25 protein-coding genes are annotated in these 25,543 nt (G+C 68.3%); 10 read left to right on the forward strand and 15 right to left on the reverse strand.

Annotation, left to right across the window (positions count from 1 at the left end; translation table 11 throughout):
• Positions 1 to 171: 171 nt before the first annotated feature.
• Complete coding sequence (gene raiA, locus ABZS29_RS14300) at positions 172 to 795, forward strand: ribosome-associated translation inhibitor RaiA (RefSeq protein ID WP_355463186.1); 624 nt, start codon at positions 172 to 174, stop codon at positions 793 to 795.
• 62 nt (positions 796 to 857) lie between these two features.
• Here raiA and ABZS29_RS14305 read toward each other — a convergent pair whose 3' ends face one another.
• Positions 858 to 1,664, reverse strand: a complete 807-nt coding sequence (locus tag ABZS29_RS14305; RefSeq protein ID WP_355461853.1) for a serine protease — start codon at positions 1,662 to 1,664, stop codon at positions 858 to 860.
• 158 nt (positions 1,665 to 1,822) lie between these two features.
• Between ABZS29_RS14305 and ABZS29_RS14310 the strand changes: the two genes are divergently transcribed.
• The 6 genes from ABZS29_RS14310 (at position 1,823) to ABZS29_RS14335 (ending at position 10,839) form a co-directional block, all read left to right on the forward strand.
• On the forward strand, positions 1,823 to 3,133 hold the full coding sequence (locus tag ABZS29_RS14310) for a winged helix-turn-helix domain-containing protein (RefSeq protein ID WP_355461854.1): 1,311 nt from the start codon (positions 1,823 to 1,825) through the stop codon (positions 3,131 to 3,133).
• A 12-nt stretch (positions 3,134 to 3,145) separates the two neighbouring features.
• Complete coding sequence (locus ABZS29_RS14315; protein ID WP_355461856.1) at positions 3,146 to 3,928, forward strand: AfsR/SARP family transcriptional regulator; 783 nt, start codon at positions 3,146 to 3,148, stop codon at positions 3,926 to 3,928.
• A gap of 52 nt (positions 3,929 to 3,980) precedes the next feature.
• Positions 3,981 to 5,177: a crosslink repair DNA glycosylase YcaQ family protein gene (locus ABZS29_RS14320; protein ID WP_355463188.1), complete on the forward strand. Its 1,197-nt coding sequence runs from the start codon at positions 3,981 to 3,983 to the stop codon at positions 5,175 to 5,177.
• Positions 5,178 to 5,361: 184 nt separating this feature from the next.
• Positions 5,362 to 8,292, forward strand: coding sequence for a preprotein translocase subunit SecA (gene secA, locus ABZS29_RS14325; protein ID WP_355461858.1), 2,931 nt, complete (start codon positions 5,362 to 5,364; stop codon positions 8,290 to 8,292).
• 96 nt (positions 8,293 to 8,388) lie between these two features.
• Positions 8,389 to 9,831, forward strand: a complete 1,443-nt coding sequence (locus ABZS29_RS14330; RefSeq protein ID WP_355461860.1) for an amidase — start codon at positions 8,389 to 8,391, stop codon at positions 9,829 to 9,831.
• Positions 9,832 to 9,882: 51 nt separating this feature from the next.
• The gene (locus tag ABZS29_RS14335) at positions 9,883 to 10,839 is read left to right on the forward strand and encodes a nitronate monooxygenase (RefSeq protein ID WP_355461862.1); all 957 of its coding nucleotides are present in this window, start codon (positions 9,883 to 9,885) and stop codon (positions 10,837 to 10,839) included.
• On the opposite strand, the gene ABZS29_RS14340 is transcribed toward ABZS29_RS14335, so the two are convergent.
• The 13 genes from ABZS29_RS14340 to ABZS29_RS14400 form a co-directional block, all read right to left on the reverse strand.
• Positions 10,803 to 12,098: an alpha-glucosidase/alpha-galactosidase gene (locus ABZS29_RS14340; protein ID WP_355461863.1), complete on the reverse strand. Its 1,296-nt coding sequence runs from the start codon at positions 12,096 to 12,098 to the stop codon at positions 10,803 to 10,805. The genes ABZS29_RS14335 and ABZS29_RS14340 overlap by 37 nt on opposite strands.
• Complete coding sequence (locus ABZS29_RS14345) at positions 12,095 to 13,021, reverse strand: carbohydrate kinase family protein (RefSeq protein ID WP_355461865.1); 927 nt, start codon at positions 13,019 to 13,021, stop codon at positions 12,095 to 12,097. Before ABZS29_RS14345 ends, ABZS29_RS14340 begins: the two co-directional genes overlap by 4 nt.
• Positions 13,022 to 13,024: 3 nt before the next feature.
• Complete coding sequence (locus ABZS29_RS14350; protein ID WP_355461867.1) at positions 13,025 to 13,837, reverse strand: carbohydrate ABC transporter permease; 813 nt, start codon at positions 13,835 to 13,837, stop codon at positions 13,025 to 13,027.
• Positions 13,834 to 14,751, reverse strand: a complete 918-nt coding sequence (locus ABZS29_RS14355) for a sugar ABC transporter permease (protein ID WP_355461869.1) — start codon at positions 14,749 to 14,751, stop codon at positions 13,834 to 13,836. The genes ABZS29_RS14350 and ABZS29_RS14355 overlap by 4 nt, the downstream gene beginning before the upstream one ends.
• Positions 14,751 to 16,043, reverse strand: a complete 1,293-nt coding sequence (locus tag ABZS29_RS14360; RefSeq protein ID WP_355461871.1) for an ABC transporter substrate-binding protein — start codon at positions 16,041 to 16,043, stop codon at positions 14,751 to 14,753. The genes ABZS29_RS14355 and ABZS29_RS14360 overlap by 1 nt, the downstream gene beginning before the upstream one ends.
• A gap of 36 nt (positions 16,044 to 16,079) precedes the next feature.
• Positions 16,080 to 16,901, reverse strand: a complete 822-nt coding sequence (locus ABZS29_RS14365; RefSeq protein ID WP_355461873.1) for an endo alpha-1,4 polygalactosaminidase — start codon at positions 16,899 to 16,901, stop codon at positions 16,080 to 16,082.
• 194 nt (positions 16,902 to 17,095) lie between these two features.
• Positions 17,096 to 18,178 carry an aminoglycoside phosphotransferase gene (locus ABZS29_RS14370; RefSeq protein ID WP_355461875.1) on the reverse strand — a complete coding sequence of 361 codons (1,083 nt, stop codon included), beginning with the start codon at positions 18,176 to 18,178 and terminating at the stop codon, positions 17,096 to 17,098.
• Positions 18,175 to 18,837, reverse strand: coding sequence for a helix-turn-helix domain-containing protein (locus tag ABZS29_RS14375; RefSeq protein ID WP_355461877.1), 663 nt, complete (start codon positions 18,835 to 18,837; stop codon positions 18,175 to 18,177). The genes ABZS29_RS14370 and ABZS29_RS14375 overlap by 4 nt, the downstream gene beginning before the upstream one ends.
• A 70-nt stretch (positions 18,838 to 18,907) precedes the next feature.
• Positions 18,908 to 19,333: a hypothetical protein gene (locus ABZS29_RS14380; protein ID WP_355461879.1), complete on the reverse strand. Its 426-nt coding sequence runs from the start codon at positions 19,331 to 19,333 to the stop codon at positions 18,908 to 18,910.
• Positions 19,334 to 19,422: 89 nt separating this feature from the next.
• Positions 19,423 to 19,767: a ClpX C4-type zinc finger protein gene (locus ABZS29_RS14385; RefSeq protein ID WP_355461881.1), complete on the reverse strand. Its 345-nt coding sequence runs from the start codon at positions 19,765 to 19,767 to the stop codon at positions 19,423 to 19,425.
• A 108-nt stretch (positions 19,768 to 19,875) separates the two neighbouring features.
• Positions 19,876 to 20,859 (reverse strand): VanW family protein, encoded by a 984-nt coding sequence (locus ABZS29_RS14390; protein ID WP_355461883.1) that lies wholly within the window; start codon positions 20,857 to 20,859, stop codon positions 19,876 to 19,878.
• 138 nt (positions 20,860 to 20,997) lie between these two features.
• Positions 20,998 to 21,426 carry an Rv3235 family protein gene (locus tag ABZS29_RS14395; protein WP_355461885.1) on the reverse strand — a complete coding sequence of 143 codons (429 nt, stop codon included), beginning with the start codon at positions 21,424 to 21,426 and terminating at the stop codon, positions 20,998 to 21,000.
• Position 21,427: 1 nt separating this feature from the next.
• Positions 21,428 to 22,456, reverse strand: a complete 1,029-nt coding sequence (locus tag ABZS29_RS14400) for a hypothetical protein (protein WP_355461887.1) — start codon at positions 22,454 to 22,456, stop codon at positions 21,428 to 21,430.
• A gap of 140 nt (positions 22,457 to 22,596) precedes the next feature.
• Here ABZS29_RS14400 and ABZS29_RS14405 point away from each other — a divergent pair, with 140 nt between their 5' ends.
• Positions 22,597 to 23,142, forward strand: a complete 546-nt coding sequence (locus ABZS29_RS14405) for a hypothetical protein (RefSeq protein WP_355461889.1) — start codon at positions 22,597 to 22,599, stop codon at positions 23,140 to 23,142.
• 1 nt (position 23,143) lies between these two features.
• Here ABZS29_RS14405 and ABZS29_RS14410 read toward each other — a convergent pair whose 3' ends face one another.
• The gene (locus ABZS29_RS14410) at positions 23,144 to 23,392 is read right to left on the reverse strand and encodes a helix-turn-helix domain-containing protein (RefSeq protein ID WP_355461891.1); all 249 of its coding nucleotides are present in this window, start codon (positions 23,390 to 23,392) and stop codon (positions 23,144 to 23,146) included.
• Between the two features lie 163 nt (positions 23,393 to 23,555).
• Here ABZS29_RS14410 and ABZS29_RS14415 point away from each other — a divergent pair, with 163 nt between their 5' ends.
• Both ABZS29_RS14415 and ABZS29_RS14420 read left to right on the forward strand, forming a co-directional pair.
• Entirely contained in the window at positions 23,556 to 24,215 is a 660-nt protein-coding gene (locus tag ABZS29_RS14415) for an SAF domain-containing protein (protein WP_355461893.1), read from the forward strand.
• Positions 24,215 to 25,483: a hypothetical protein gene (locus ABZS29_RS14420; protein WP_355461895.1), complete on the forward strand. Its 1,269-nt coding sequence runs from the start codon at positions 24,215 to 24,217 to the stop codon at positions 25,481 to 25,483. The genes ABZS29_RS14415 and ABZS29_RS14420 overlap by 1 nt, the downstream gene beginning before the upstream one ends.
• Positions 25,484 to 25,543 lie beyond the last annotated feature (60 nt).

A 25,543-nucleotide genomic window follows, 5' to 3' on the forward strand; every position in this document is an offset into this window, starting at 1 on the left:
CGCAGGACCGGATCAGCCGGGTTCCTGGCCACGGACTCCGACCGGCTCGGTGACGGGTGTCTTTCGTTTCGGGCGCCCCAGCATCTGTAGCCCATTCACCAAGGAGTTCGAGTTCCGTGCCGTCGGGGGTCCGGAGACGTAACAAGAAGTCGCCGATCGATGGAGGTTTCCGTGGACGTCGTTGTCAAGGGTCATCACTGCGAGGTCAGTGACCGCTTCCGGCAGTACGTCGAGGAAAAACTCGAGCGAATCGAGAAGGTCGATCATCGGGTACTGCGGTGTGAAGTGGAAGTCAGTCAGGAGAAGAACCCGCGACAGCACGATCGTGCGATGCGTGTCGAGCTCACCATGTACACCAAGGGTCCGGTGGTCCGGGCCGAAGCGTGCGGTGAAACGAAGCAGGCAGCCTTCGACGTCTGCCTGGACCGGCTCCGCGCCCAGGTCCGCAAGGCGGCCGACCGCCGCCGCGTGCACGGCGGGCGCACCCCGGAGGGCCTGCGGCACCTGAACGCCAAGCAGCCGGTCAACGCCGGTGCTCCGGTCGTGGAGGACACCGTCGCCGAGGACGAGGTGGCGACGTACAAGGTCGGCTCGCTGACCGTCACGGGGGACGGTCCCCTGGTGATGCGCGAGAAGACCCACACGGCCAAGCCGATGTCACTCGACCAGGCTCTCTACGAGCTGGAGCTGGTCGGGCACGACTTCTACCTGTTCGTCGACGCCGACGACAACCAGCCGAGTGTCGTCTACCGGCGGCGCGGCTACGACTACGGCGTGATCCGCCTGGCGGTCTAGCGAGCACAGAAAGGGCCGGGCTCCTCGCGGAACCCGGCCCTTTCGCCTTCCCCTGTGAAGGTCTATCCGATCTGCGCCTGCAGTTCGGTCGCGTAGGTCGCCACCTCGGCGTAGACACCCGGTTTGCCGGCGTCCGCACACCCGACGCCCCACGACACGACGCCGAACAGTCGGCCGTTCAGGACGAGTGGTCCGCCGGAGTCGCCCTGGCAGGAGTCCTTGCCGCCCTGCTCGAAGCCGCCGCAGATCTCACCGGCGGCGGTGTAGCCCTCGCTCGCATAGGCCTTCTCGCAGTAGGCGTCGCCCAGGACGGGCGCATCCACCTTCTGGAAGGTGTCCTCCGGGCCGGTGCCCTCGGTGGCGCCCCAGCCGTACACCACCGACGCCGCGCCTGCGGTGTCAGCTGCCTTGTCGGTCTCCAGAGCCAGCGTCGGTACGCCGCTGAACGGCGTGGCGAGCGTCATCACGGCGACATCGTGCCCGGGCTGCTTGCCGTACTCCGGGTCGACCCAGATGGCACTGATCTTGGATTCCTTGCCGGTGGACTTGTCGGTGAGGACATCGCGGCCCTGGATCGCGGTGTACGTCGCCGCGTCCTCCTGGGCGCAGTGCGCGGCGGTGACGATCTTGTTCGCCGCAACCAGTGTGGAGCCGCACCACTCTTCGGACGCGGCCGGAGAGCCACTGTTGGAGAGCTGGATCGCCCAGGGCGTGTCCGCGGTGTGCGCGATCGTGCCGCCGACGATCCGGGTCTTCGGCCCGTCCGGCGTCGGCGCGGCGGCCGCAGCGCTCGCGACAGCGCCGAGCGACGCCGCGGTCAACGCTCCAGCGGCCACAACGGCGCGCACCACCTGCAGTCTTCTTGTCATGCCTCACACTCCAGGGCTCAGGGGCCGTGCGGGCGGCACGACCTCCTCGACGACCCTCTCCCGGCTACCACCCGTAGCACACCTCTCACTTGCGGTAATACCGGAGTTATGACCAAGCGCGGATAGACTGCGCGCCGACCCACCTCGAAGGAGCCCCGGTGAGCGCTGTACCTCGGTTCGAAGTGCTCGGACCTCTGCGAGTCACCCGTGGGCAGGAGGAGCTCCAGCTGGGACCGGCCAAACAGCAGGCCGTCCTGGCGATACTGCTGGCGACGCCGAACCAGGTGGTGCCGACCGCACGGATCATCGACGCGGTCTGGGGTGACGAACCGCCGGTCAACGGGACGAACGTCGTACAGAAGTATGTGGCTGGTCTGCGCCGAGTGCTGGAGCCGGACCGGGCGCCCAGAAGCGCCGGTGAGCTGTTGGTGCTGGAGTCCGGCGGCTATCGCCTGGCGGTGGCACCTGGCGGCTCGGATGCCGACGACTTCGAGACACAGGTCCGCTCGGCCCGCTCGCTCCGGCAGTCCGGTCAGTCGGAGGAGGCTTCACAGCAGCTCCAGCAGGCACTGAGCCTCTGGCGCGGGGAGCCCTTCGAAGGCTTCACCGGTACGGCGTTCGACGACGCTCGCCAGCGTCTGACCGAGCTACGGGCCGAGGTGGACGCGGAGCTCGACGGACCGGGGACCGTGCGCACCGCTCCGGAGCAGACCGGAGCTGAACAGACCGCGACCAGCCAGGTCGGAGTGCTGCGCCGTGGTGGCCGAGACTGGTCGCTGGGCCGCGGCTGGCCGGTTGCCATGACGGATCTGATCCCGCCGCAGCGTCCGAGGTCAGGACGTGTGCTGATGAAGATCGTCGCCGTACTGATCAGCCTTGTGACGCTGGGCCTCGGTGCCGGTGTGCTGATGGCCGTTGTCGCGTACCTGCGCCGCAGCCGGGCACTCACGCAGTTCGCTGCGCTCTACCTGGTCATGTGGCTGGCCGGTGCGGTCTTCTTCCTCATCGGAGCCGAGGACGGCGCCGGTGCGGTCAACAACCTCGGGTATGTGCTGATCCTGCTCGTCACAGTGATCGGCACGATTCACCTCGCCTTCAGCGTCGCCCCGGTCTCCGTCCGTCGCATCCGCGCCCTCGCTGCGCTGAACCAGCGACTCCGTGCCCGGCAGGTGATCGAGAGCGACGCCGACTACGCCCGCAGCCTCGGTATCGGTCTCCCACACCTGCACCGCGAGTACGACGACGGCGGCCTGATCGATCCCAACGAAGTACCGCCTGGCGTCCTGACCCGGATCCCGGGCGTCACCGCGCAGCACGCTGCGCTGATCGTCGCCAGCCGGGAAGAGCAAGGCCGCTTCACCAGCATCGCGGACCTGGGCGACCGCGGACTCTTCCCGTCGCCGTTGCCCGAGGCCGTGGCGACGTTCTTGGTTGTTCTGCCGCCCGCTCGGGACCCTGGGACGACCTAAACTCTGCATCTGATGAGTGACGTTCGGTACGACGTTCTGGGGCCGCTCAGGGTCCGTCGCGGTGACGTTGCGCTGAATCTCGGGTCTCCGCTGCAGCAGCGACTGCTGGCCGGGCTGCTACTGCACCCGAACGAGCCGGTGCCGATGACGGATCTGCTGCTCGCCGGCTGGCAGTACGCGACTCCGGACGACGGGCCGGAGCTGACCCGGGAGATCATCATCGCGCTGCGCGATCTGCTCGATCCGCAGCGCCCGCCGGGTAGTGAAGGCGTCCTCATCCAGCTCTCCGACGGCCGCTACATGCTGTGCGCCGCCCGGGACCGGATCGACCTGCTCGTCTTCGAGGACCTGGTCCGCAGCGTTCCGGAGATTCGCGCGCGAGACCATCTGCTGGAGGCCTCCAACCGGATCCGCGCTGCGCTCGGCCTGTGGCGCGGCCCCCTGCTCGAGGGGCACAACGGTCCGCTCTTCGATCCGGTCCGCGCGCGGCTGGAGGAGGCGCGGCTGGACGTCATGGACCTGCGCTACGAGATCGAGCTGAACCGCGGCCTTCATCACGAGATCCTGCCGGACCTGGCGGCGCACGTCGCCCGGCATCCGCTCCGGGAGAACCTGCGAGCGACCTTCCTGCTGACGCTGTACCGGACCGGCCGCCAGTACGACGCGATGCGCCAGTACGCCGAGATCTCGGAGCGACTGCATCGGTTGAACGGCCGGCCGCCGTCGTACGAGCTGCAGGAGTTGAACCGCCGGATCGCCGCTGGGGACCTGAGTCTGCTGCGCGGACCCGCTTGAACGGATTTTGTCGGCGGCGCCTGGCACCATCGTGCACGTGAGCACGCAGGTGATGTCGACGGCCCAAGCCAGGCGGGTGGCGCTGGCCGCCCAGGGGTTCATGGACCCGCGACCCAAGGGCGTGCCCGACGCGCGGGCGCTCGGCCGGGTGCTGGGGCGGATCGGCTTGCTGCAGATCGACTCGGTCAATGTGCTGAGCCGCGCGCAGTACCTGCCGTTGTACTCACGACTCGGTCCCTATCCGCGAGCCCTGCTCGACAAGGCGTCCGGCAAGGCGCCGCGGCGGCTGGTGGAGTACTGGGCGCACGAGGCGTCACTGATCCCGGTTGAGACGCATCCGCTGATGCGGTGGCGGATGGCGCGGGCGACCACGGAGGCGTGGGGCGGGCCGCGGTCGATCGCGGCCGAGCGTCCGGATCTGGTCAAGCAGGTGCTGGCCGACGTCCGCGAGCACGGTCCGCTGACGGCGCGGCAGATCGACGACGACGTGGAGCGGTCCCGGGAGAACTGGGGCTGGAACTGGTCGGACGTGAAGCGGGCGCTGGAGTTCCTCTTCTTCGCCGGGGAGGTCACGGTGGCTCGGCGGAACCAGCAGTTCGAGCGGGAGTACGACGTACCGGAGCGCGTGCTGCCGGCCGCCGTACTGGACACGCCGACGCCGACCCTGGACGAAGCGCACCGCGGGCTGGTGTCGATCGCGGCCCGCGCTCATGGGGTGGCGACCGCACAATGCCTCAAGGACTACTTCCGTACGGCGCCTGCTCCGACCGCGCAGGCGATTCAGGAGCTGGTGGAAGAGGGGGAGCTGCTGCCGGTCGAGATCGACGGGTGGAAGCGCCAGGCGTACCTGCACCGGGACGCGCGGCTGCCCCGGCGGGTGAACACGCGGGCCCTGGTCAGCCCGTTCGACTCGCTGGTGTTCGAGCGGACCCGGACCGAGGTCCTGTTCGACTTCCGCTACCGGATCGAGATCTACGTGCCGGCCGACAAGCGCATCTACGGCTACTACGTGCTCCCGTTCCTGCTCGGCGATCGGCTGGTGGCCCGGGTCGACCTGAAGGCGGACCGGGCGGCCGGCGTGCTGCTGGTCCAGTCGGCGCACGCCGAGCCGAAGGCGCCGGCCGAGACGGCCGAGGAGCTGGCGGCCGAGCTGGTGCAGATGGCGGGCTGGATGGGTCTGGAGCAGGTCCGGGTGGCCGGTGGCGGTGACCTCGCGCCAGCGCTCAGTGACGCCCTGCGAGGTTCCTGAGGCGGCAACGGGAACTTTTCCGCCCGCCTGAGCGTGGGTGTGTTACGGGCGAGGGCACGCTGCGGGCGTGGCTTGGCACACCTGGCCCCGTACGATGGGGGTCGCACGCCGTGGCAGCGGGCCGTGCCCGACTGTATCGATCGGCCGCAACCAGGCGACAGCAGCAAGGAGAGAACTCCCCACCATGAAGGTGATCGACAAGGTCCTGCGGATCGGCGAAGGCAAGATCCTGCGTCAGCTCCAGGGCATCGCGAAAGTGGTCAACTCCATCGAGGACGACTTCGTCGGGATGACCGACGAGGAGTTGCGGAGTCAGACCGCGGAGTTCAAGGAGCGGCACAGCAACGGCGAGTCGCTGGACGCGCTGCTGCCGGAGGCCTTCGCCGTGGTCCGGGAGGCGGCCAAGCGGACGCTGCACCAGCGCCACTACGACGTCCAGATCATGGGCGGCGCGGCGCTGCACCTGGGCAACATCGCCGAGATGAAGACCGGTGAGGGCAAGACCCTGGTCGGAACGCTGCCGACGTACCTGAACGCGCTGTCCGGCAAGGGCGTGCACGTGGTCACGGTGAACGACTACCTGGCCAAGTACCAGGCGGAGTGGATGGGCCGGGTGTACCACTTCCTCGGCCTCGACTACGGCGTGATCCTGCCGGAGATGTCGCCGGCCGAGCGGCGGGTGGCCTACGCCAAGGACATCACCTACGGCACGAACAACGAGTTCGGCTTCGACTACCTGCGCGACAACATGGCCTCCAGCATCGAGGACTGCGTCCAGCGCGAGCACAACTACGCGATCGTGGACGAGGTGGACTCGATCCTGGTCGACGAGGCCCGGACGCCGCTGATCATCTCCGGCCCGGCCGAGGACTCCCAGCGCTGGTACGTCGAGATGGCGAAGATCGCCACCGTGCTGAAGCCGCGGATCGCCGACGACAAGGTCCCCGAGGAGCAGCGCCCGGTCGCCGACTACGAGGTCGACGAGAAGAAGCGCACCGTGGCCATCCTCGAGCGCGGTATCGAGAAGGTCGAGGACCGGCTCGGGATCGACAACCTGTACGAGTCGGCCAACACCCCGCTGATCAGCTACCTGAACAACGCGCTGAAGGCCAAGGACCTGTTCCGCAAGGACAAGGACTACGTGGTCGTCGACAACGAGGTGCTGATCGTCGACGAGCACACCGGCCGGACGCTGCACGGCCGCCGCTACAACGAGGGGCTCCACCAGGCGATCGAGGCCAAGGAAGGCGTCGAGATCAAGGAGGAGTACCAGACCCTCGCGACGATCACGCTGCAGAACTACTTCCGGCTTTACAACAAGCTGGCCGGCATGACCGGTACGGCGATGACCGAGGCGGCCGAGTTCTCCAAGGTCTACGGCCTCGGCGTGGTGCCGATCCCGACCAACAAGCCGATGATCCGGGTCGAGGAGCGGGACCTGATCTACCGCACCGAGGACGCCAAGTTCGACGCGGTGGTCAAGGACATCGTCGAGGTGCACAAGACCGGCCAGCCGATCCTGGTCGGTACGACCAGCGTCGAGAAGTCCGAGCGGCTGTCGAACCAGCTCCGCAAGGAGGGCATCGCGCACGAGGTGCTGAACGCGAAGCAGCACGCGCGCGAGGCCGCGATCGTCGCCGAGGCGGGACGCAAGGGCGCGGTCACGGTGGCCACCAACATGGCCGGCCGTGGTACCGACATCATCCTCGGCGGCAACCCCGAGCACCTGGCCGACAAGGAACTGCGCTCGCGCGGTATCGACCCGGCCGAGTTCCCCGACGAGTACGAGGCGGAGTACCCGTCGGTGCTCGAGAAGTGGGAGAAGCAGGTCAAGGACGAGCAGGTCGAGGTCCGCGAGGCCGGCGGTCTGTACGTGCTGGGCACCGAGCGGCACGAGTCCCGCCGGATCGACAACCAGCTGCGCGGTCGCGCCGGCCGCCAGGGTGACCCGGGCAAGTCCCGGTTCTACCTGTCGCTCGAGGACGACCTGATGCGCCTGTTCAAGCGCGAGATGGTCGACTGGGCGATGTCGCGCAACGACGACGACAGCCAGCCGCTGGAGAACAAGATCGTCACCAAGGCGATCGCGTCGGCGCAGTCCCAGGTCGAGTCGCAGAACTTCGAGACCCGGAAGAACATCCTCAAGTACGACGACGTGATGAACCGCCAGCGGCACGTCGTGTACAACGAGCGCCGCCGCGTGCTCGAGGGCGCCGACCTGCGCGAGCAGGTGTCGGACATGCTCGAGGAGACCGTCACCGGCTACGTCCAGGGCGCGACCGCCGACGGGTTCGCCGAGGACTGGGACCTGGACGCGCTGTTCACCGCGATGAAGACGCTGTACGGGACCGAGCTGACCGAAGAGCAGCTGATCGAGGAGGCCGGCGGTGAGCGGGCCGGTCTGACCCAGGACTTCCTGATCGAGCGCTTCCTCGGCGATGCCCAGGAGGCCTACGAGCGGCGCGAGCAGTTGCTCGGCGAGGACGCGATGCGCGAGCTCGAGCGCCGGGTCGTGCTGAGCGTGCTGGACCGCAAGTGGCGCGAGCACCTCTACGAGATGGACTACCTGCGCGAGGGCATCGGCCTGCGCGCGATGGCGCAGCGCGACCCGCTGGTCGAGTACCAGCGTGAGGGCTACGACATGTTCGCCGCGATGATGGAGTCGATCAAGGAAGAGTCGGTCGCCTTCATCTTCAACGTCGAGGTCGACGTCGAGGCCATGTGGGCCGAGATGGAGTCCGCGGCGCAGGCCGAGGCCGCCGGGGTCAGTCTGGACCTGGATGGCGCCGGTCTCGAGGGCCGCCGGGTCGAGGACATCCTCACCCCCGGCGCTCCGGTGGCGGAGTTCCCGGGCCGCGTTCAGGACGAGGAGCGTCCGCGGGACACCCCGCGGCTGCGCGCCAAGGGCCTGACCGGTGACAAGAAGCCCCAGCGCCTGACCTACTCGGCCCCGACCATCGACGGGGACGACGAGGTCTCGGTGATGGGCGACGCCGTCGACGAGGGCTCCCTGATGTACGCCGGCACCCCGCGGAACGTCGCGTGCCCGTGTGGCTCCGGCAAGAAGTACAAGCGCTGCCACGGCGACCCCGCGTCGGACGCCTACAAGTTCTGACGCACAGCTGGAGAAAAGGGCCGGGCGACCGGCCCTTTTCGCGTTGTGCGGAAGAAGATTTTATGGCTTCTCCGACCTGCCTTTACGGTCCTCCGCATGGACTGGAACTTGCGAACGGCCGAAGAGCTCACCGCCGCCTTGAGCGCCGGCGAGGTGAGCTCGGTGGAACTGACCGACGAGGCGATCGCCGCCATCGAGCGTGACGACAAAGCCATCAATGCGATCTGCGTGCGGGACTTCGACCGCGCCCGCACTGCCGCGCGAGCTGCTGACGATGCGCGTGCTCGTGGCGAGGACCGGCCGCTGCTCGGCGTACCGGTGACGGTCAAGGAGTGTTACGACGTCGTCGGGCTGCCGACGACCTGGGGGTTGCCGGAGCACCGCGACTACGTGCCGGCGGAGGACGCCGTACAGGTGTCGCGGTTGAAGGATGCCGGTGCAGTGCTGCTGGGTAAGACCAATGTGCCGAAGGGGCTGACGGGTCTGCAGAGCTCCAACGAGCTCTACGGCACGACGAACAACCCGTGGGATCACGCTCGTACGTCGGGTGGGTCGTCTGGCGGATCAGCTGCGGCGCTGGCGTCCGGATTCGGCGCCTTGTCGATCGGAACCGACATCGGGGGCTCCCTGCGCACCCCGGCTCATTTCTGCGGTGTCTACGGACACAAGCCGACCCTCGGGCTGGTGGCGAACCGCGGCATGGTGCTGCCGAGCGAGCCGGCCCTGCCTGTCGACCTCGACATGGCCGTAGTCGGTCCGATGGCACGCTCCGCCCGCGACCTCGAGCTGCTGCTCGACGTCATGGCCGGGCCGGATCCACTCACGCGCGGGATCGCCTACGAGCTGCGGCTGCCGCCCGCACGGCACGAGCAGCTGAGCGACTTCCGCGTCCTGGTTCTCGACGAGCATCCGTTCATCCCAACCGGAAACGCGGTGCGGGCGGGCGTCGACCGGGTGGCCGGCGCCCTTGCCGATGGCGGTGCTCGCGTCGAGCGACGCACGACGCTCCTGCCCGACCTGGCCGAAGCCGCCTCGCTCTACACGCAGTTGCTGTTCTCAGGCTCGATCGCGCGGTTCCCGATCGAGGAGCTGCAGAACCGCGCCGCTGAGCTGGACCCGGACGACCAGAGCCTCGACGCGGCACGGCTGCGCGGCCTGGTGCTCAGCCACCGCGACTGGATGGAGGTGAACCACCGCCGGGAACTGCACCGGCACGGCTGGCGGCAGCTGTTCGCCGAGTTCGATGCCGTGGTCTGCCCGGTCACGCCGACTCCGGCGTTCCCGCACGACCACAACCCCGATCTGCTGGCCTGCCGGCTCGATATCGACGGCGTCGAGTACCCGTTCTTCGACCAGCTCGTCTGGGCCGGTCTGGCCACGATGCCCGGTCTGCCCGCGACCGCCGTACCGACTGGGCTGTTTGCTGAAGGACTGCCGGTCGGGGTGCAGCTGATCGGTCCGATGTTCGAGGACCGTACGCCGCTGCGACTGGCCGAGCTGCTCGAGCAGCAGATCGGCGGTTTCCAGGCACCGAGGTAGTTGTGGTGTGGGACATGGCGTCGAGGGGCGCTGATGTGGTGCGCTGGGAACATGTGGCTCGAGGAGAAGTTCGGACTCGCTGTCCCGGTGATCGGCGCACCGATGGCGAATGTGAGCGGCGGCAGGCTGACTGCCGCCATCTCGGCCGCCGGTGGACTCGGGATGCTCGGCGCCGGGTCCGCCGTGACGGCCGACTGGATTCGCACCGAAGGCGCGATCGCCGCGGCGGGTGGCAAGCCGTGGGGCATCGGCCTGATGGCGTGGTCGGTCGACGCGCGGCCGGAGCACCTCGAAGCCGTGCTGGAGCTCAAGCCCGACCTCGTCTCCCTGAGCTTCGGCAACTACGCCCCGTACGTCGGTCCGCTCCAGCAAGCCGGCATCGTTGTGGCGACGCAGGCCGGGACCGTGGCGGACGCACGCGAGGCGATCGACGTCGGGGTGGACGTGATCGTCGCGCGCGGTGCGGAGGCCGGCGGGCATGGGCGTAATGCGGTCGGCACACTGCCGCTGCTCCAAGCGATCCTCGACCTGACCGACCGCCCGGTGCTCGCCGGTGGCGGGATCTCCGGCGCTCGCGGGCTGGCCGCCGTACTGGCTGCTGGCGCCGTCGGCGGCTGGATCGGTACGGCGTTCCTCACCTGCGTCGAGGGGTTGACCTCCGAACCGGTCGCGCAGCGCGTGATCGAGGCCGACGAGACGGACACCGTCTACGGCACGGTCTTCGACGCCGCGTCGCGGGCCGGCTGGCCGGACGAGTTCGGCGGCCGGGCACTGCGCAACGCCTACTTCGATCAGTGGGAAGGCCGCGAGCAGGAGCTCAAGACCGACGACACCGGTCACACCGACTACGTCGAAGGTAGCAAGGCCGCGGACACCACGCGCGCCTCGATCTACGCCGGGCAAGGCGTCGGTGCGATCACCGGAAGGCCCACGGCCGCCGAGGTCCTCGACGGCTTCGCGGGCTACCGGGACTACCTCAGGGCGGCCCTCAACGACGGCGCCAAGTAGTTGCTATGGGCATCGACCAGCTCGTTGCAGAGCGCCCAGATCTGCTCCACCGGTAGGGCGGCCGCGGTCGCCGGATCGGCCATCACGGCCTGCCGGATCGACCGCGGATCCTCCTCGATCGCCGCCCGCACGACGAGCTCGGCGACGTTCAGATAGCCCTTGTTCAAGGCCGCCAACTGGGCCGGCAACGCGCCGACCGTCGTCGGCTGGACGCCCAGACTGTCAACCAGGCAAGGAACCTCGACCACCGCTCCGGCCGGAAGGTTGCTGATCAACCCGGTGTTGGGGACGTTGCCGTAGATCGTCCGCGGGGTGCCGGTGACGATGCTGTGGATGACCTGTGGCGCGTACTCCATCGTCCCCTCGACCGGCAGCGGCTCGCCGGCCTTGAGCGCATCGCGCGTCCGCTCGTACGACGCCAGGTTCTCCGCGACGATCCCCAGATACTCGCCGACCGGCAACCGCAGCCGCTCGATCTCGGAGTCGTGCTGCAGATACCACGGCACGTACTCCGACGAGTGCTCACTCGTCTCGGTCGGATAGAACCCGAGCCGCTTGTACATGTCCACTCGTACCCGCCGCTGCAGCTCCGGATCCGCGTCGATGACCTCGTCGAGCCGGTCGTACAGGTTGACCCCGTCACGCTCGAACCGCAGCACCCACGCCTGGTGGTTCACGCCGGCCGCGAGGTAGTTGACCTCGTCGAACGGTACGCCGACCAGCGCCGCCAGATCGTGCATCGTCCAATAGACCGAGTGGCACAGGCCGACTACCTTGCGCAGGCCGAGCGCCTGCAGGTACCAGACGTTCATCGCCATCGGGTTGGTGTAGTTGAGCAGCCAGGCGTCCGGACAGACCGCGGCGATGTCGGCGGCCAGCCCGCGCAGCACCGGGAACGTGCGCAGCGCCCGGAACACCCCACCGACTCCGAGCGTGTCGCCGATCGTCTGCCGAACGCCGTACCGGGCGGGGATCTCGAAGTCGACCTTGGTCGCGGCGTTCATGCCGACCTGGACGATGTTGATCACGAAGTCGGCGCCTTCCAGCGCCGCCCGCCGGTCGAGGTGCGTCGTGATCCGCGGCGTCACGCCACGCTCCGACGCGATGTACGCCGCCGCTCCGGCCGCTGTGTCGAGGCGCTCCGGATCGATGTCGTGCAAGGCGATGTGCACCGGCCCGAGGTCGAATCCGAACAGGTCCGCCAGCAACCCCTGCGTGAACACGACACTGCCGGCGCCGACGAAGACGATCTTGGTCATGCGGTCACGCTCCCCAGCGCTAGTTCCCAATCGGCCTGAGCGGCGGTGCCGCCGGCAGCCCGTGTCGACAGCGAGCCGCACGCGGCCGCGATCGCCAGTGCGCGCGCCCGGCTGAAGCCGTTCAGCCGAGCCGCGACGAAGCCGGCGTCGAAGCTGTCCCCGGCACCCACGGCGTCGACGAACTCCACCTCGAGCGCCGGAGCCTTCGTCACCTTCGTCCCGTCGTGGGCCAGCGCGCCGTTGGCGCCGTCCTTCACGACGACGAGCGGACCGCGCCGGGCCAGGATCCCGGCCGCGTCGGTGGTCGCCGGGTGCCCGGTGAGCAAGTTCGCCTCGGCGGCGTTCGGCAGGAAGTAGTCGGTGACCCGCAGTACCGGGTCGAGAACCATCCGGTCCCACCGCCCGGACGGATCGTCGTTCGGATCCAGCGACGTGGTCGCCTTCGCCGCCTTCGCTTCCTTGAAGAGACCGGCGAGCCCAGCCGCCAACTCCGGCATCAGATAGAACGACGCCGCGTGCACGTGCCGCACCGAACGCAACAGCGCAGTCGGTACGTCGTTCGCCGTGGTGGCCGGCAGACAGCCGGGGGAGGTGAGCATCGCGCGATCCTCGCCCGACGTGAGCACGGTGGTGAGTGGGGTCGGGAGTGCCGGGTCCACGATCATTGCCGACACATCGACGCCGCGCTCGGCGAGCGCCGTACGGACGAAGTCGCCGGCCGGATCGGCGCCGACCCGGCCGACGAACGCCACGCTCAGGCCGAGCCGGGCCGCGCCACAAGCCATGATCGCGGCCGAGCCGCCGAGCAGGAGAGCGCCGGACGGGACGAGGCGCTCCCGTTGGCCGAAGAGGATCGGCTGGTCGACGGGCCCGACGACCACGTCGGGATTCGCGTCGCCGATCACTAACAAGTCATATGTCATTTCTTAGCCTTTGAGTCCAGTTGAGGCCAGCGAGCGGATGAACGCCTTCTGAGCCAGCAGGAACCCGAGCAGGACCGGCAGCACGGTGATGACGTTGCCCGCCATCACTGCCGCCCACTGGGTGTGGTGCTGGCCTTGGAAGGTGGTCAGTCCGAGCTGGAGCGTGTAGTTGGTGTCACTGTTGATGGCGATCAGCGGCCAGGTCAGGTCGTTCCAGGTCGCCAGGAAGGTCAGTACGGCGACCGTGCTCAGCGCCGGCCGCGCCAGCGGCAGCACGATCGAGACGAGGATCCGGAGTCGTCCGCACCCGTCGATCACGGCCGCCTCTTCGAGCTCCCGCGGCAGGCTGACGAAAAACTGCCGGAACAGGAACACCGCCAGCGGCGTCACCAGCGACGGCACGATCAGCGCGCCGAGCGTGTCGATCAGGCCGAGGCTCTTCATCACCAGGAAGGTCGGGATCATCGTCAGCTGGAACGGGATCACCATCGTGGCCAGCATCATCCCGAGCACGAGCTTCGACCCGGTGAACCGGATCCGCGCGAACGCGTAGCCGCCGAGCGAACCCAGCACGAGGTTCGCGGTCACCGCGACCGCCGAGACGATCATCGAGTTCACGAACCAGCGCGGGAAGAGCGCGTTGCCGAGCACGTACCGGTAGCCGCCCAGATCGATTTTCGAAGGGATCAGTGCGGGTGGGAAGCGGTTGATCTCCGCGTTGCTCATCACCGAGCTGACGAGCAGCCACAGCAGCGGCAGCGCGAACAACAATGCCAGCGGAGCCAGCAACAGATGCCAAGCACTCGGCCGCTTCATCGGGCGGCCCGGCGCCGTGAGATCTGCAGGGCGATCCCGACCACCAGCAGGGCAACGGCCAGCGCGTACGCCGCCGCTGCGCTATAGCCCGCGGTGAAGCTCTTGAATGCCTTCTCCCAGATGAAGTACACGATCACCGTCGTCGACCCGAGCGGTCCGCCTTTGGTGGTGACGAAGACCAGGTCGAAGAGCTGCAATGCATTGATGGTCTGGAAGAGCAGCAGGAACACGGTGACCGGCGACAACGTCGGGATGACGACATGCCGCAGTACGGCGAATCGTCCCGCGCCGTCGATCCGTGCTGCCTCGACCAGCTCGCCCGAAACCCCTTGCAGGCCGGCAAGATAGACGATCACGCAGAACCCCGTACCGCTCCACAACGAGATCACGACCAGCAGTGGAAGCGCCTGACCGGGATCGCCGAAGAAGCCCTGCGCGGGCAGTCCGGCCTTGTGCAGCAACGAGTTCGCGACGCCGAACTCAGGATCGAGAACGAACGAGAACAACACGCCCTGCGCGGCCGCGGAGACCACGAACGGCACGAAGACGAGTGTCCGGTAGAGCCCGATGAACTTGATCTTGCGGTCGAGGGCGATCGCGATCGCGAGACCGCCGACGACGCTCAGCGGCACGTAGAGCACGGTGTAAAGCAGCGTATGTTTGACCGCCGCACCGAAGCTCGGGTCCTGCACCAGCGCCTTGTAGTTGGCCAGTCCGACCCACTCGCTCGGCGACACCAGGTCGTTGATCTGGAACGACAGCAGCAACGACCACACCACCGGTACGACGCTCAGTCCGAGGATGAGCAGCACCGACGGGCTGACGAACGCCCACCCGGTCGCGTTCTCACTGTTGAGCCGGCGCTTCGGTTTGGTGCGCGGATCGAGAGTGAACGTGCCGACGACACTGGCCATCAGTTCGGCACCGCGAGGATGGCGTTCGACTGGTCGACGGCCTGTTTGATCGCATCCTCCGGGCTCTTCTTGCCCAGCAGCACGGAGACGATCGCCTCGCCGAGGAACTGCGAGATCTTCGGGTAGCCGGTGATGGTCGGGCGGACCCGGGCCGAGTCGAGCGCGTCCACGAACACCTTGAGCCCGTTGGTCTCGCCCGCGTGCTTGGTCCATTCCGGAGTGGCCGCGGTCGCCTTGCTGAGCGGCAGGCTGCCGCCTTTGACATCCCACTTGATGTCCTGCTGCGGCTGGATCAGCCAGTTCACGAACTCGGTCGCTGCCTTCACCTTGGCCTTGCCGTTGTCGAAGACCGTCCAGGTGTCCGGCCCCGAGATCGTCACCGGCTTCCCGGAGTACGTCGGGAGCGGGACGACGCCGTACTCGAGTCCCTTGTCGGCGAGGTCGGGCAGCTGCCAGGGGCCGGTGGCCACCATGCCCATCCGGCCGCCGAGGAACACCTGGTAGAGCTGCTCGCTGCCCGGCTTCGGGTCGACGTACAGGGACTTGTCGGTGCGCAGGCGGTCGAGCGTGCCGAGGGCCTGGGCGCCGACCTGGTCGAAGGCGACCTTCTTGCCGTCCTCGGTGGCGACGTCGCCGCCGAGGTCCCAGATCATCGGCCACAGCCGCCAGACCGTGTCCTCGTCCCCGACGCCCGGCCAGCCGGTACCGAACACGCCCTTGGCCGGGTTCGTGAGGGCTTTCGCCGTACCGATGAAGTCGTCCCAGGTCCAGCCGGGCTTGGGCGCGGGCAGTCCGGCCGCGGCGAAGAGTTTCTTGTTGTAGACCAGGCAGAGCGAGTCGAGCAGCGCGGGCGCGGCCCGAACCTTGCCCTTCACGGTGACCGAGTCGCGCGCCGCCGGCCAGTAGTCGTCGAGGTGCAGTGCACCGGACAGGTCGGCGATCTTCGGGCTGCGGGTCAGGCTGGCGAGGTCCGATCCGAAAATGTAGGCGATATCCGGAAAGGACCCCGCCGCCAGCCCCGCGGTGACCTTCTGCAGCATGCTGTCCGCCGTGACCCCGCCGCCACCGCCGTTCACCCGGATCCCCGGATGGGTCCGGTTGAACTCGTTGATCAAGGCATCGATCGCGGCCTTGCCGGTGTCGACCTGGCCGTGCCAGAGCTCGACGTCGACGACGCCGCCGGTGGCTTGGTCGTCGTTCTTCCCGCACGCGGCGAGCGCACCGGTGGCGGTGACGGCCGCGGCGGCGCGCAGGATGCCGCGGCGGGTCAGGACAGGAGCATGCTGAGACATGACGGTCTCCAGGTACAGGGGGATTGGTGAGAAAAGTCAGCAGGTCTTGCGGACGTAGCTGCCCGAGCCGGGCGTCGAGACGTCGACGTCGCGCTGGACGATCGTCAGCCTGCTGCCGTACGCCGAACAGGCCTTGGTCCGGCCGGAGTTCGTGTACTCGATCACGATCACGTTGTTGCCAAAGGCAGCGACATAGTCACCGCACTCGTCGTACTGACCGCACTCCTCGGCCACCGCGAAGTCGAGGCCGACCGTCTGCCGGTCACCGGCCAGTTCGACCGTGTTCTTCTGCGCGATGGCGAGGTTCTTGCTGTGCGCATGTGAGGCCAGCAAGGTCAGGAACGCCTTGGCCTGCGACTTCGTCAGCAGGCCCTTCGAGCGCTCGTAGCTGTCGTAGTTGTCCGGCTCGATCGCCTTGTAGCCCTTCGAGGCACACTGGTCGATCCAGCCGTTCACCTTCGCGGCGACGCGGGTGCGCTTGTCGGCCGTCCGCAGGTCGAGCAGCGGCTCGCCCCAGTCCTCGTCGATGACCAGGTTGCCCTGGGCATCGCGCAACAACAGGTCCGAGGCCCACGAGCCTTGCTCACCCGGCTGCACCTGGAACGCGTTCACGTAACAGATGTTGTAGAGCCCGGCGGCCGGGGCAGCGGTCCGGTCGCGCGTAACGACCTGAACGCCGGACGGCGGCGTGTAGGCGCCGCCGATCTGATAATCGAACTTCGCGTGAGTCGGCGGCAGCGTGGCCGCCGCGTCGGCTTCCGAGCCGAGGTTGAGGGCGGAGTAGACGGCAGTGACCGCGAGGGCGGAGGCCAGAGTGGCCAGGAGCACGCGGCGAGTGACTGAACGAGGCTTGGACACGATTGCTCCATCGGTCCCGAGGACGCTACCCCGCCTCGGGCCGGCCACAGTCCGGGCCGCCCTGGCGCCTGAAAACCGGACTCCGGATCAACGATCCGCTACCGGCTGGGTGCATCACTGCCGCCAAGGTTAAGCGCCACCCCCGCCCTCCCGTCAAGGGATCAACCTGCAAACGACTGCGCAGAACTCCCGCTTTACATCGCTTCCGCGCACCACTTGGCGACTGTTTCGAGCGCCCGCCCGCGCTGCTGATAGAGGTGCCGGCTGTCCGCGTCCTGGTGATAAGCCTGATGGCCGGCGAGCCCGGCCCGCCCGAGCAGGTGGGGGAGCAGCCACGCATACTTCACCCCCGAAGCCAGCACAGCCCGCCGTACGACGTCGCTGTCGCCGCGCCAGCCCGCTTCGCCGAGACCGGCCAGGTAATTGGTGACGCAGACGTCCGCGAGCTCCGCCTGGCGCTCGGCCGGCCAGAACAGGTCGAAGACGGCATCCGGGATGTGGTTCCCGATGTCTTCCCCCAATGCGCCGTCGCCGGTGAAGGCCCAGTCGAGCAGCGCAAACTCGCCGTCCGGACGCTGGATCACGTTGGACACCCAGATGTCGAGGTGACAGCGCGTCCGCGGTGAGCTCTCGACCAGCTTCAGCAGCCTCTCGCGGTTCGCGAGGAGCTCTCGCCAAGCTCTTCGAAGGCCCGGCGGCCAGGTCTCGGCGATCAGCGGCTGCCGCCAGGCGTCATCGTCATCCACGAGCTCCCACGGCACTACGCGGGTTGTCGAGTACGTCCGCAGAAACCCCCGCGACGTCCACTCCCGCTCGCCGCTTGCCCGCGCCTGCCACCGCCCACACGCGCGCGCCAGCGCCCCATGCTCGGCGAAGCCGAACTCCGTCCCCGGTAGCCCGGCCACGTCCTCCAGCATCAGCACAGCCCCGCCACCGTCCACCACCTCGGCCTCCGGTGACCCCGAGCCAGCCACGCCCTCAGGCTTCGGCACTGCCCCGCCGCCGTCCTCCACCACCTCGGCCTCCGGTAGCACCAGTCCGGCGGCCTTCAGCTGCGCCCGCAGCTCCTCATCGCGGTAGACCTCGATCTCCCGGCGCCAGTAGTTCCAGTGCCGCGGATCCGTTGAGGCTGCCCACGGTCCTTCGCTTGCCCCGACCGGCCGCCGCAAGCGTTTCCGGATCGCCGTCCGGCCATCGGCGTACGTGAGTCGCTCGACTGTCTCCGTCACCGCGTTCAACGGATTGTGCCGGAGCGTCGTCACCTCGGGTTCGCTCATCGCAACAGTGTGCTCGGCGGCAGGCCCGTCAACGCCTTCACATCCCGCGTCAGATGCGCCTGATCCGCATAGCCACTCACCGCCGCGACCTCCGCCAGCCGCTGGCCGGTCCGCGCCCGATCCAGCGCCGCGTTCATCCGCAACACCCGGTCCAGCATCTTCGGCCCATAGCCGAACGCCGCCAAACACCGCCGATGCAACTGCCGCTCCGAGATCCCCAACGACCGCGCCAACCCCGCCACGGCGCCGCCCCCGCGAACAGCCCGAACCACCTGCTGCGCCAACCGATCTGCCGGCGCCTCCATCGTCTCAGCCACCGCCCGGTCGAGCCCACCAGCCCGGACCCGATCCGCCAGCCGCTGGCAACGCCCCCGCGACCACAAGTCGCTCAACCCCACCCGCTCGTTCAGCAACTCATGCGCCGGCACCCCCAGAAACCCCGGCGCATCCCCCGGCGCAAACCGCACCCCGACGTACCGAGTCCCGGCCACGGCCGACCCCGTCCAAGCCCGCGAATCCGGGCCCGCCACGACCAGCTCGTCATCCATCAACATCAGATCCATGGACCCGTCCGGCAGCACCAAGAACTCCCCACCCGCCGACGTCCGCTCCCACACGGTTGCCCCCGCCACCGCCGCCGCCCGCTCCCGGTAATCCACCACCCCAGTCTGCAACCCCCCACCGACATTCCTCCGAGCCCCGATGCGATGAGCGCGTAGGTCGGAGGTCTCACTCGGAGGCCGACAAGACCTGCCGGTACTTCCTCCTCCGCAACCACCGCGGATCGATACCGGATACCACCAGTGCCGTGTCCCGCCGCACGCCGGAGTACTGCTCTTCCTCCGCGCTGCCTTCGAAGTCACGTCGGCTGCCGAACACGACCACGGCGCGGTAGTCGACCGGGTTGATGACGTTCCTGGTGCCCAGGACCGAGAACGTCCTCTCCATGCCGTGCTCTACCTGGACCGCGCCGGCGCACAACTCGGCCAGGAAAACGGCGTCGTCCACGGAGGAGATGTAGACGTGAAGTCGCCGCCCGCAGACCACGACAGCCGTGACCAGGGTGGCAAGGTCTTCGTAGGTAACGTCGCCGCTGAGCACGAACCTCGCCAGATTCTGCAGAAACCTCTTGTCCGATCTGCGCTTCCAGAGCATGCCCTACCTCCGCATCCGAGGTTCGCACGACTTACAGCGACGCCGGTGCGTCTGGCATGGACCTGCCGTGAGGGTGCGACCTCGCAGGCCTACTCCTCGCCGGAGAACCGTTCCCAGGCCGACTGCCGGCTCATACCGAGCGCTTCGCCGATCCGCGCCCAGGTAACAGAGCGGGACCGCAGATGCTGCACGCGTTCCTGCAAAGCCGTCTCAACCTGGCCGCGGGATCGGTAAAGCCGCGCCACATCAGCCAGCAACTCCTCGTCGCTCTTGCCATCCAACGTGGGGAAGTTCGACGCGGACTGCTCGCTCAGCACCTGCTCACACAGCCCAACGCACTCGTTGCAGATAAAGACCGCAGGACCCGCGATGAGTCGGTCCACCTCGCTCTTGTCCTTGCTGCAGAACGAGCAACGCATGATGGTCTCGACCATGACCGACCTCCGGACTCTGTCAGGTGATCCCTGACGATCCTGTCAGGCTATTCCTGACAAGCGAGACCGTCAAGATCCTCCAGGGATGCGGGCCCGCGGTCGGCCGCCTCAGTCGACGACGTCGTACACGGTCACGCCGGTCGGCACATACTTGACCAAGGCAACGTTCTCGCGCACCAGCTCCTCGGCCGTCGTGCGGCCGGTACGCCGGTCGATCACCGTCCGCCAGATCTCGTTCCGGCGGAAGTACTCGGTCCCCGCGCGCAAGAACCGCTCACCTTGCGCGAACACCCGGTACGACGTCGCAGCCGGTACGTCGGCGAAGATCTCACCCTCGAGATACCGATCGCTCACGCCGACGCGGAGCTGGAAAGTCTGGTCGGTGTCGTTGCGGAACTGCAGATCCACGTAGTTGTAGACGATGCTGCACCCGACACCCCACGGCAGCACGCGACCGTTGTCGGGGAACGGGTCGAAGCTGTGCGTGGATCGCTGCGTCACCGTCATCGGCGAGTGCAGCACCATCCAGTGCAGCAGGTTCGCGAGCTGGCAGATGCCGCCGCCGATGCCGGGTCGCGCCTGACCGTTCGACAGTCGCATCCCTTTGAGATAGCCCTTGCGACGCGTGGCATTGCCGACGATCTTGTTGAACGAGAACGTCTCGCCCGGCCGAATCACCAGACCGTCGACCTGCTCGCATGCGAGCCGCAGGTTGGTCACCTTGTTGTGCTGCATCCACATCTCGGTCTCGCCGAGCTGGCGCAACAGCAACGACTTGTGCCGCTTCACCCGCACCGGCAGCTCGTCAGTACGTCGCTCATGCGCGAACGCCGTACTGGATCGCATCCACTCGATGCGTTTGCGGGCGCGGTGATAGCGGATCGCCAGCGGATACAGCGCGGGCACTCGCTCGGACCAGCGTCGCCGACGCACCGCCGGAGCGACGCGTGCGCGTTCTGCCGGGCTCAGTTCGTCGAGCCCCAGTCGCCAGGCGAAGGCCACCTCACCGGGGTCGGCGGGTTCGCCGACCGGCGTCACCCCAGTGGATGCCGGCTCAGCAACCCGCCCCACCTTGACATTGCTCTCTTGCATTTCGTTCCCCCGAACGGCTCCGGCCTGGCGACCGCCTCGGCAACCGTACGCCGGGGGACCACCAGTCACATGACGACAACCACACGATCACATTGCGCTCTAAGGACTCCCGGACTCCGCGTTTTGTTCGAAGAGATTTCAGCCGACCTCGAGCGCCGTGCAGACCCAGCGGTTGCGACGGATCTCCATCCGCAGCGCGATCGCCCGCGAGCGCCCGCCGTGCCGCACATGCGCCGCCACCTCGGCCACCTGCGCGTTCGGCCGGCAAACCCGCACCGATCGCAGCGCACACCGCTCCTTGGTGCCACGAGCGTTGGCCGTCGTGGTCAGCCCCAGCATCCGCACCCGCCGGTTGAGCTCCACGAACACGTCCTCGTCCGTGAACCGCACCAACTGCGCCACCGGCCGATCGCCCGCCAGCACCTCCGACACCGCCTGCGCCAACCGCCCACCCCAAGCCCGCGCCTCCGGGAGCACCGGCCGCGTCCCCTTCGAGTCCGGTACGACGCTCAGCCGAACCGGCTGTCCCTGCGTTGACTCGCTGACTTCCTGGTACGCACTGGTCATGTCACTGCTCCTTGCTAGTGGGCGGCACGCGCAGTACTTGGCCGGGAAGAATGAGATTCGGGTCAGTGCCGATCACCTGCCGATTGGCCGCATACCACTCCGGCCACCGCGCAGCGATCTGTTCGTCAGTCGCCTCCGCTCCAAGCTCGCGCTTCGCCAGCTCCCAAAGGCTGTCCCCGGGGGCGACAGTCACGCGCGAAGCCACCCCCGACCGCAGGTGGGTGTACCGCGTAGCAGCCCCCACCTCCGGCCGATCCGGCACCTTCACGCCGCCACCAGCCGGCGCCCCCGTGACACCTGGTTGCTGCGGCCGAGCCGCCCGTCCGTCCGAGGCGGTTGGGTTCTGCGGTCGAGCCTGCGGCCGCACCGTCGGCACACCAGTCCCCGTCCGTACGCCGTTCCGCGGTCCAGCCGTCCGACCGGCGTCCCCAGTACCGCCCAACTGCACACCCGACCGAGGCTCAGCCGGACGAAAGTTGGTGCCGTCGGCATCGATCTCCACCGAGGAACGCGGCTCGGTTGCGCGGAAGTTGGAAGCAGCCTGTGCCGATGAGCCTGCGCCCCGGGAGTGCGCGCGGTTGGCGTCGATCTCCACCGACGACTGCGGCTCGGTGGCGCGGAAGTTCGTGCGGCTGGCAGCGGTCAGGGGGTTGGCGCCAAGGTGCTCGGTCGGCTGCCACGCGGCGGAGTGTGCCGCAGGCGAGGGCGCCGCCTGAGCCATGCCGACCGTCAACGGCGTGACAGCGGCCACCCCCAGCGCCGAGCGGAGGAGAGTCCGGGAGGTCGTCGAGGTGATCCCGCGGGCGACCAGACCAGCCGCTGTACCGACTGCGCCCGGCAGTTGCTCCAGCGCGGTCGCGAGCACCGCGAGGACGAGCCAGCAGTAGGCGATCCAGGCGACTGCTCCGACTGCGAGAACGGTCAGGGAGTCCAGGTCGTGGCTGTTGGCGGCGGTGATCGTGCCGGCCGTGACCCACCGCAGGGCCAGTCCAACCACGACCAGCGCACCAACGGCCAGCAGGCTCTTCATCCCTCGAAGCATCCCGTTCACCTCACTTCGCCTCCGACCTATGAGTTTGCGTTAGTTTGCTTTGGCTTGACCACTATAGACCGGAACTAAGGTGAGTTTGCAAGTGAATACCTGACAGAACGTGAGATATGTTGACCCGTATGCAGTGGGATGCGCTGTTCGAGGACCTGGAATCGCAGTTCGACGCGCTCCAGGAGGGCGATCTGTACGGCGAGGTCGCGGACCGGATCCGCACCGAGGTCGGCAAGATCACCGTGCTCGACCGCCTGCGCGGTGCCGTCGACACCGTCGTACGGATCGAGCTGGCCGCCGCCGAACCGCTCCAGGGACTGCTCACCCGGGTCGGCAAGGACTGCCTACTGATCGAGGCCGACCGCGGCGAGGAGTGGCTCGTACCGGTCGGCGCGCTGGTAGCGGTTCACCGCCTAGGCCCATGGGCCGAGCCCGCGGTCGGCGCCGTCGCAGGCAAGCTCGGCCTCGCCCATCTACTCCGCGGAATCGCCCGAGACCGCTCCCCGGTCACCCTGTTCTGCGGCGGAATCCCGATCACCGGCACGATCGACCGCGTCGGCGCCGACTTCCTCGAGGTCGCCGAACACCCGCTGGACGCGCCGCGCCGCCGTACCGAGGTCTACAACGTCCGCCTGATCCCCACCCAGGCGCTGCAAGCCGTCCGGAGACGCTGACTCAGAGCTGCGCGTCCTCGGTCTGCTCGGCCTCTTCGCCGAACGGATGCGTGTCGATGAACTGCTTGGTCTCCGTGTACAGCCGCTCGATGTACTTCTCGAGCTCGACGGACTCGACCCGCCACTGACCGCGGCCGCCGATCTTCACCGCGGGGATGTCACCGCGGCGGACGAGCGCGTAGACCTGGTTGGCGGAGATGTTCAGGACCTCGGCGACGTCGGCGAGCTGAAGGAATCGCGGTGCCGGCATCGTGGAACTCCCTCGGGTAGTAGCTGGTTCCTTCAGTTTGCCATGGTTCGCCAGTGGATGATCTCGTTTGTCCCCAGGCTGTGACAGCCTGTGGATGACCGCGTACGCGCGGTCCGCGGGCACGGCAGAATGCAGACAGCAACGAGCGACCTGGGGAGCCGACGTGGTGGACACAGCAGTGCGGAGTGGGTTCGGGGCGCCGTCGATTCCGGCGCAACGCACTCAGCGGGCGCGCTGGAAGGACGGTCGCCTGGTGCTCGGCGTGCTGCTCGTCGCGATCACCGCGCTGATCGGGGCGAAGCTGCTGTCGTCCGCCGATGACACCACGACGATCTGGGCGGCCAAGCGTGACCTGGCGGCCGGGACCAAGCTGACCGGCGACGACCTCACCACGGTCCGCGTCCGCTTCACCAGCGGTCAGGACGCGGAGAAGTACGTCGCCGCTGACGCCGAGCTGAAGGGCCTGGTCGTTGCCCGCGCGATCGAGGCCGGTGAGTTCGTGCCGCGCGATGCCGCCGTACCGCAGGCTGACAGCGACCGCACCGAGCTGCCGCTGTCGGTGGCGTCCGGCAGACTTCCTTCGGACACCGCGGACGGCGACCGGGTCGACATCTGGGTGGTTCCGAAGGACGAGGGCCAAGCGGCCAAGCTGCTCTGGAGCAATGTCCGAGTGCTGCAGATCGACTCGGTGAAGGGCGTCGCCGGCGGCTCCGCCCGCCGACAGGTCCTGGTGGCACTGACTCCGAAGGACCTGCAGAAGCTCCCGGCCGCACTGACCGCCATGAGTCAGGGTGAGCCGACGCTCGTCCGGCGGGCGGCCTGATGGCGATTCCGGTCCTCCTCGCGGTGACCGGCGCGCCGTGGGAGGCAGACGTCGTACGCCGAACCGAGCGCGCACCGGGCATCCGGATCGTCCGGCGCTGTGTGGACATCGCGGATGTGATGGCGGCCGCGGCCAGCGGTCAGGCACGGGCGGTCCTGCTTGCCGACGACCTCGCCCGGCTGACCTCTGATGCCGTGTCCGCGCTGCATGCGCGCGGCATCGCCGTACTGGCACTGGTTGATCCGAGCGAGACGGGAGAGGCTTTCGGCCCCGAGGACCGGCTCAGCCGGATGGGGATCGAGCGGATCCTCCCCGCCGACGTCAGCCCGGAGGACCTCGGCCGCGCGATCAGCGACGCGGTCGACGCCGGTCCGCCGGTCGCGCTCTCGCACTTCGCCGGCGGCTTCGTGCCAGGCCCCAGCGGGATCGATCACCGGTCAGAACCAGTGGAGTACGCCGCGGGCACCGGCCGGATTTTCGCAGTCTGGGGACCGACTGGCGCCCCCGGCCGCACGACAGTCGCCGTCGGACTGGCCTCCGAGCTCGCCGCCCGAGGCTTGCCCACACTGCTCGCCGACTGCGATGTGTACGGCGGGACGGTCGCCCAGCAGCTCGGGATGCTCGACGAGACCTCCGGCCTGGCCGCTGCGGCCCGCTCCGCGTCGAGCGGCACGCTGGACATGATGACCCTGGCCAAGCACGCGCGACAGGTCGAGCGGCACCTGATGGTGCTGACTGGGCTCAGCCGGGCCGACCGCTGGACCGAGCTGCGGCCGGCCGCGGTCGAGTCGATCTGGTCGTCGGCGCGGCTCCTGTCGCCGTGCACGATCGTCGATCTCGGGTTCTGTATCGAGACCGATGAGGAGATCTCGTTCGACTCCCTCGCGCCGCGCCGCAACGGCGCCACGGTCGCGACGCTGGAGGAAGCGGACGAGGTGATCGTCGTCGGGTCCGCGGACCCGGTCGGCCTGACCCGGCTCATCCGCGCGATCCACGAGGTGCGCGGGCTCGTCCCCTCGGTCACCCTCCGCGTGGTGGTCAATCGGGTCCGCTCGGGTTCCCTCGGCAGCTCCCCGTCCGAGGCCGTCGCCGAGGCCCTCGGCCAGTACGCCGGTGTCCAGGCGGCCGCACTCCTTCCGTACGACCTCAGTGCCGTGGACGCGGCGATGGCCCACGGCCGCAGCCTCGCCGAGGCCGCCAAGTCCAGCAAGCTCCGCAAGTCGCTGCAGCAGCTGGCCACCTCGATCGACCAGACGTTCGTCCGCTAGTCCGTGAGCCCAGGGTCGAGGCCAGGGAGATATGGGGGTTAACCCCACCGACACAGGCCC

It is taken from the genome of Kribbella sp. NPDC005582, assembly GCF_040605415.1.
Classification (GTDB): Bacteria; Actinomycetota; Actinomycetes; order Propionibacteriales; family Kribbellaceae; genus Kribbella.

Coding starts and splice junctions, on each gene's coding strand:
- ABZS29_RS14405 (WP_355461889.1), top strand. CDS start 22,597: ATGCAGTGGGATGCGCTGTTCGAGGACCTGGAATCGCAGTTCGACGCG.
- ABZS29_RS14385 (WP_355461881.1), bottom strand. CDS start 19,767: ATGGTCGAGACCATCATGCGTTGCTCGTTCTGCAGCAAGGACAAGAGC.
- ABZS29_RS14370 (WP_355461875.1), bottom strand. CDS start 18,178: ATGAGCGAACCCGAGGTGACGACGCTCCGGCACAATCCGTTGAACGCG.
- ABZS29_RS14340 (WP_355461863.1), bottom strand. CDS start 12,098: ATGACCAAGATCGTCTTCGTCGGCGCCGGCAGTGTCGTGTTCACGCAG.
- secA (WP_355461858.1), top strand. CDS start 5,362: ATGAAGGTGATCGACAAGGTCCTGCGGATCGGCGAAGGCAAGATCCTG.
- ABZS29_RS14330 (WP_355461860.1), top strand. CDS start 8,389: ATGGACTGGAACTTGCGAACGGCCGAAGAGCTCACCGCCGCCTTGAGC.
- ABZS29_RS14355 (WP_355461869.1), bottom strand. CDS start 14,751: ATGGCCAGTGTCGTCGGCACGTTCACTCTCGATCCGCGCACCAAACCG.
- ABZS29_RS14335 (WP_355461862.1), top strand. CDS start 9,883: ATGTGGCTCGAGGAGAAGTTCGGACTCGCTGTCCCGGTGATCGGCGCA.
- ABZS29_RS14305 (WP_355461853.1), bottom strand. CDS start 1,664: ATGACAAGAAGACTGCAGGTGGTGCGCGCCGTTGTGGCCGCTGGAGCG.
- ABZS29_RS14320 (WP_355463188.1), top strand. CDS start 3,981: ATGTCGACGGCCCAAGCCAGGCGGGTGGCGCTGGCCGCCCAGGGGTTC.
- ABZS29_RS14360 (WP_355461871.1), bottom strand. CDS start 16,043: ATGTCTCAGCATGCTCCTGTCCTGACCCGCCGCGGCATCCTGCGCGCC.
- ABZS29_RS14420 (WP_355461895.1), top strand. CDS start 24,215: ATGGCGATTCCGGTCCTCCTCGCGGTGACCGGCGCGCCGTGGGAGGCA.
- ABZS29_RS14390 (WP_355461883.1), bottom strand. CDS start 20,859: ATGCAAGAGAGCAATGTCAAGGTGGGGCGGGTTGCTGAGCCGGCATCC.
- ABZS29_RS14410 (WP_355461891.1), bottom strand. CDS start 23,392: ATGCCGGCACCGCGATTCCTTCAGCTCGCCGACGTCGCCGAGGTCCTG.
- ABZS29_RS14380 (WP_355461879.1), bottom strand. CDS start 19,333: ATGCTCTGGAAGCGCAGATCGGACAAGAGGTTTCTGCAGAATCTGGCG.
- ABZS29_RS14345 (WP_355461865.1), bottom strand. CDS start 13,021: ATGACATATGACTTGTTAGTGATCGGCGACGCGAATCCCGACGTGGTC.
- ABZS29_RS14400 (WP_355461887.1), bottom strand. CDS start 22,456: ATGAAGAGCCTGCTGGCCGTTGGTGCGCTGGTCGTGGTTGGACTGGCC.
- ABZS29_RS14315 (WP_355461856.1), top strand. CDS start 3,146: ATGAGTGACGTTCGGTACGACGTTCTGGGGCCGCTCAGGGTCCGTCGC.
- ABZS29_RS14350 (WP_355461867.1), bottom strand. CDS start 13,837: ATGAAGCGGCCGAGTGCTTGGCATCTGTTGCTGGCTCCGCTGGCATTG.
- ABZS29_RS14395 (WP_355461885.1), bottom strand. CDS start 21,426: ATGACCAGTGCGTACCAGGAAGTCAGCGAGTCAACGCAGGGACAGCCG.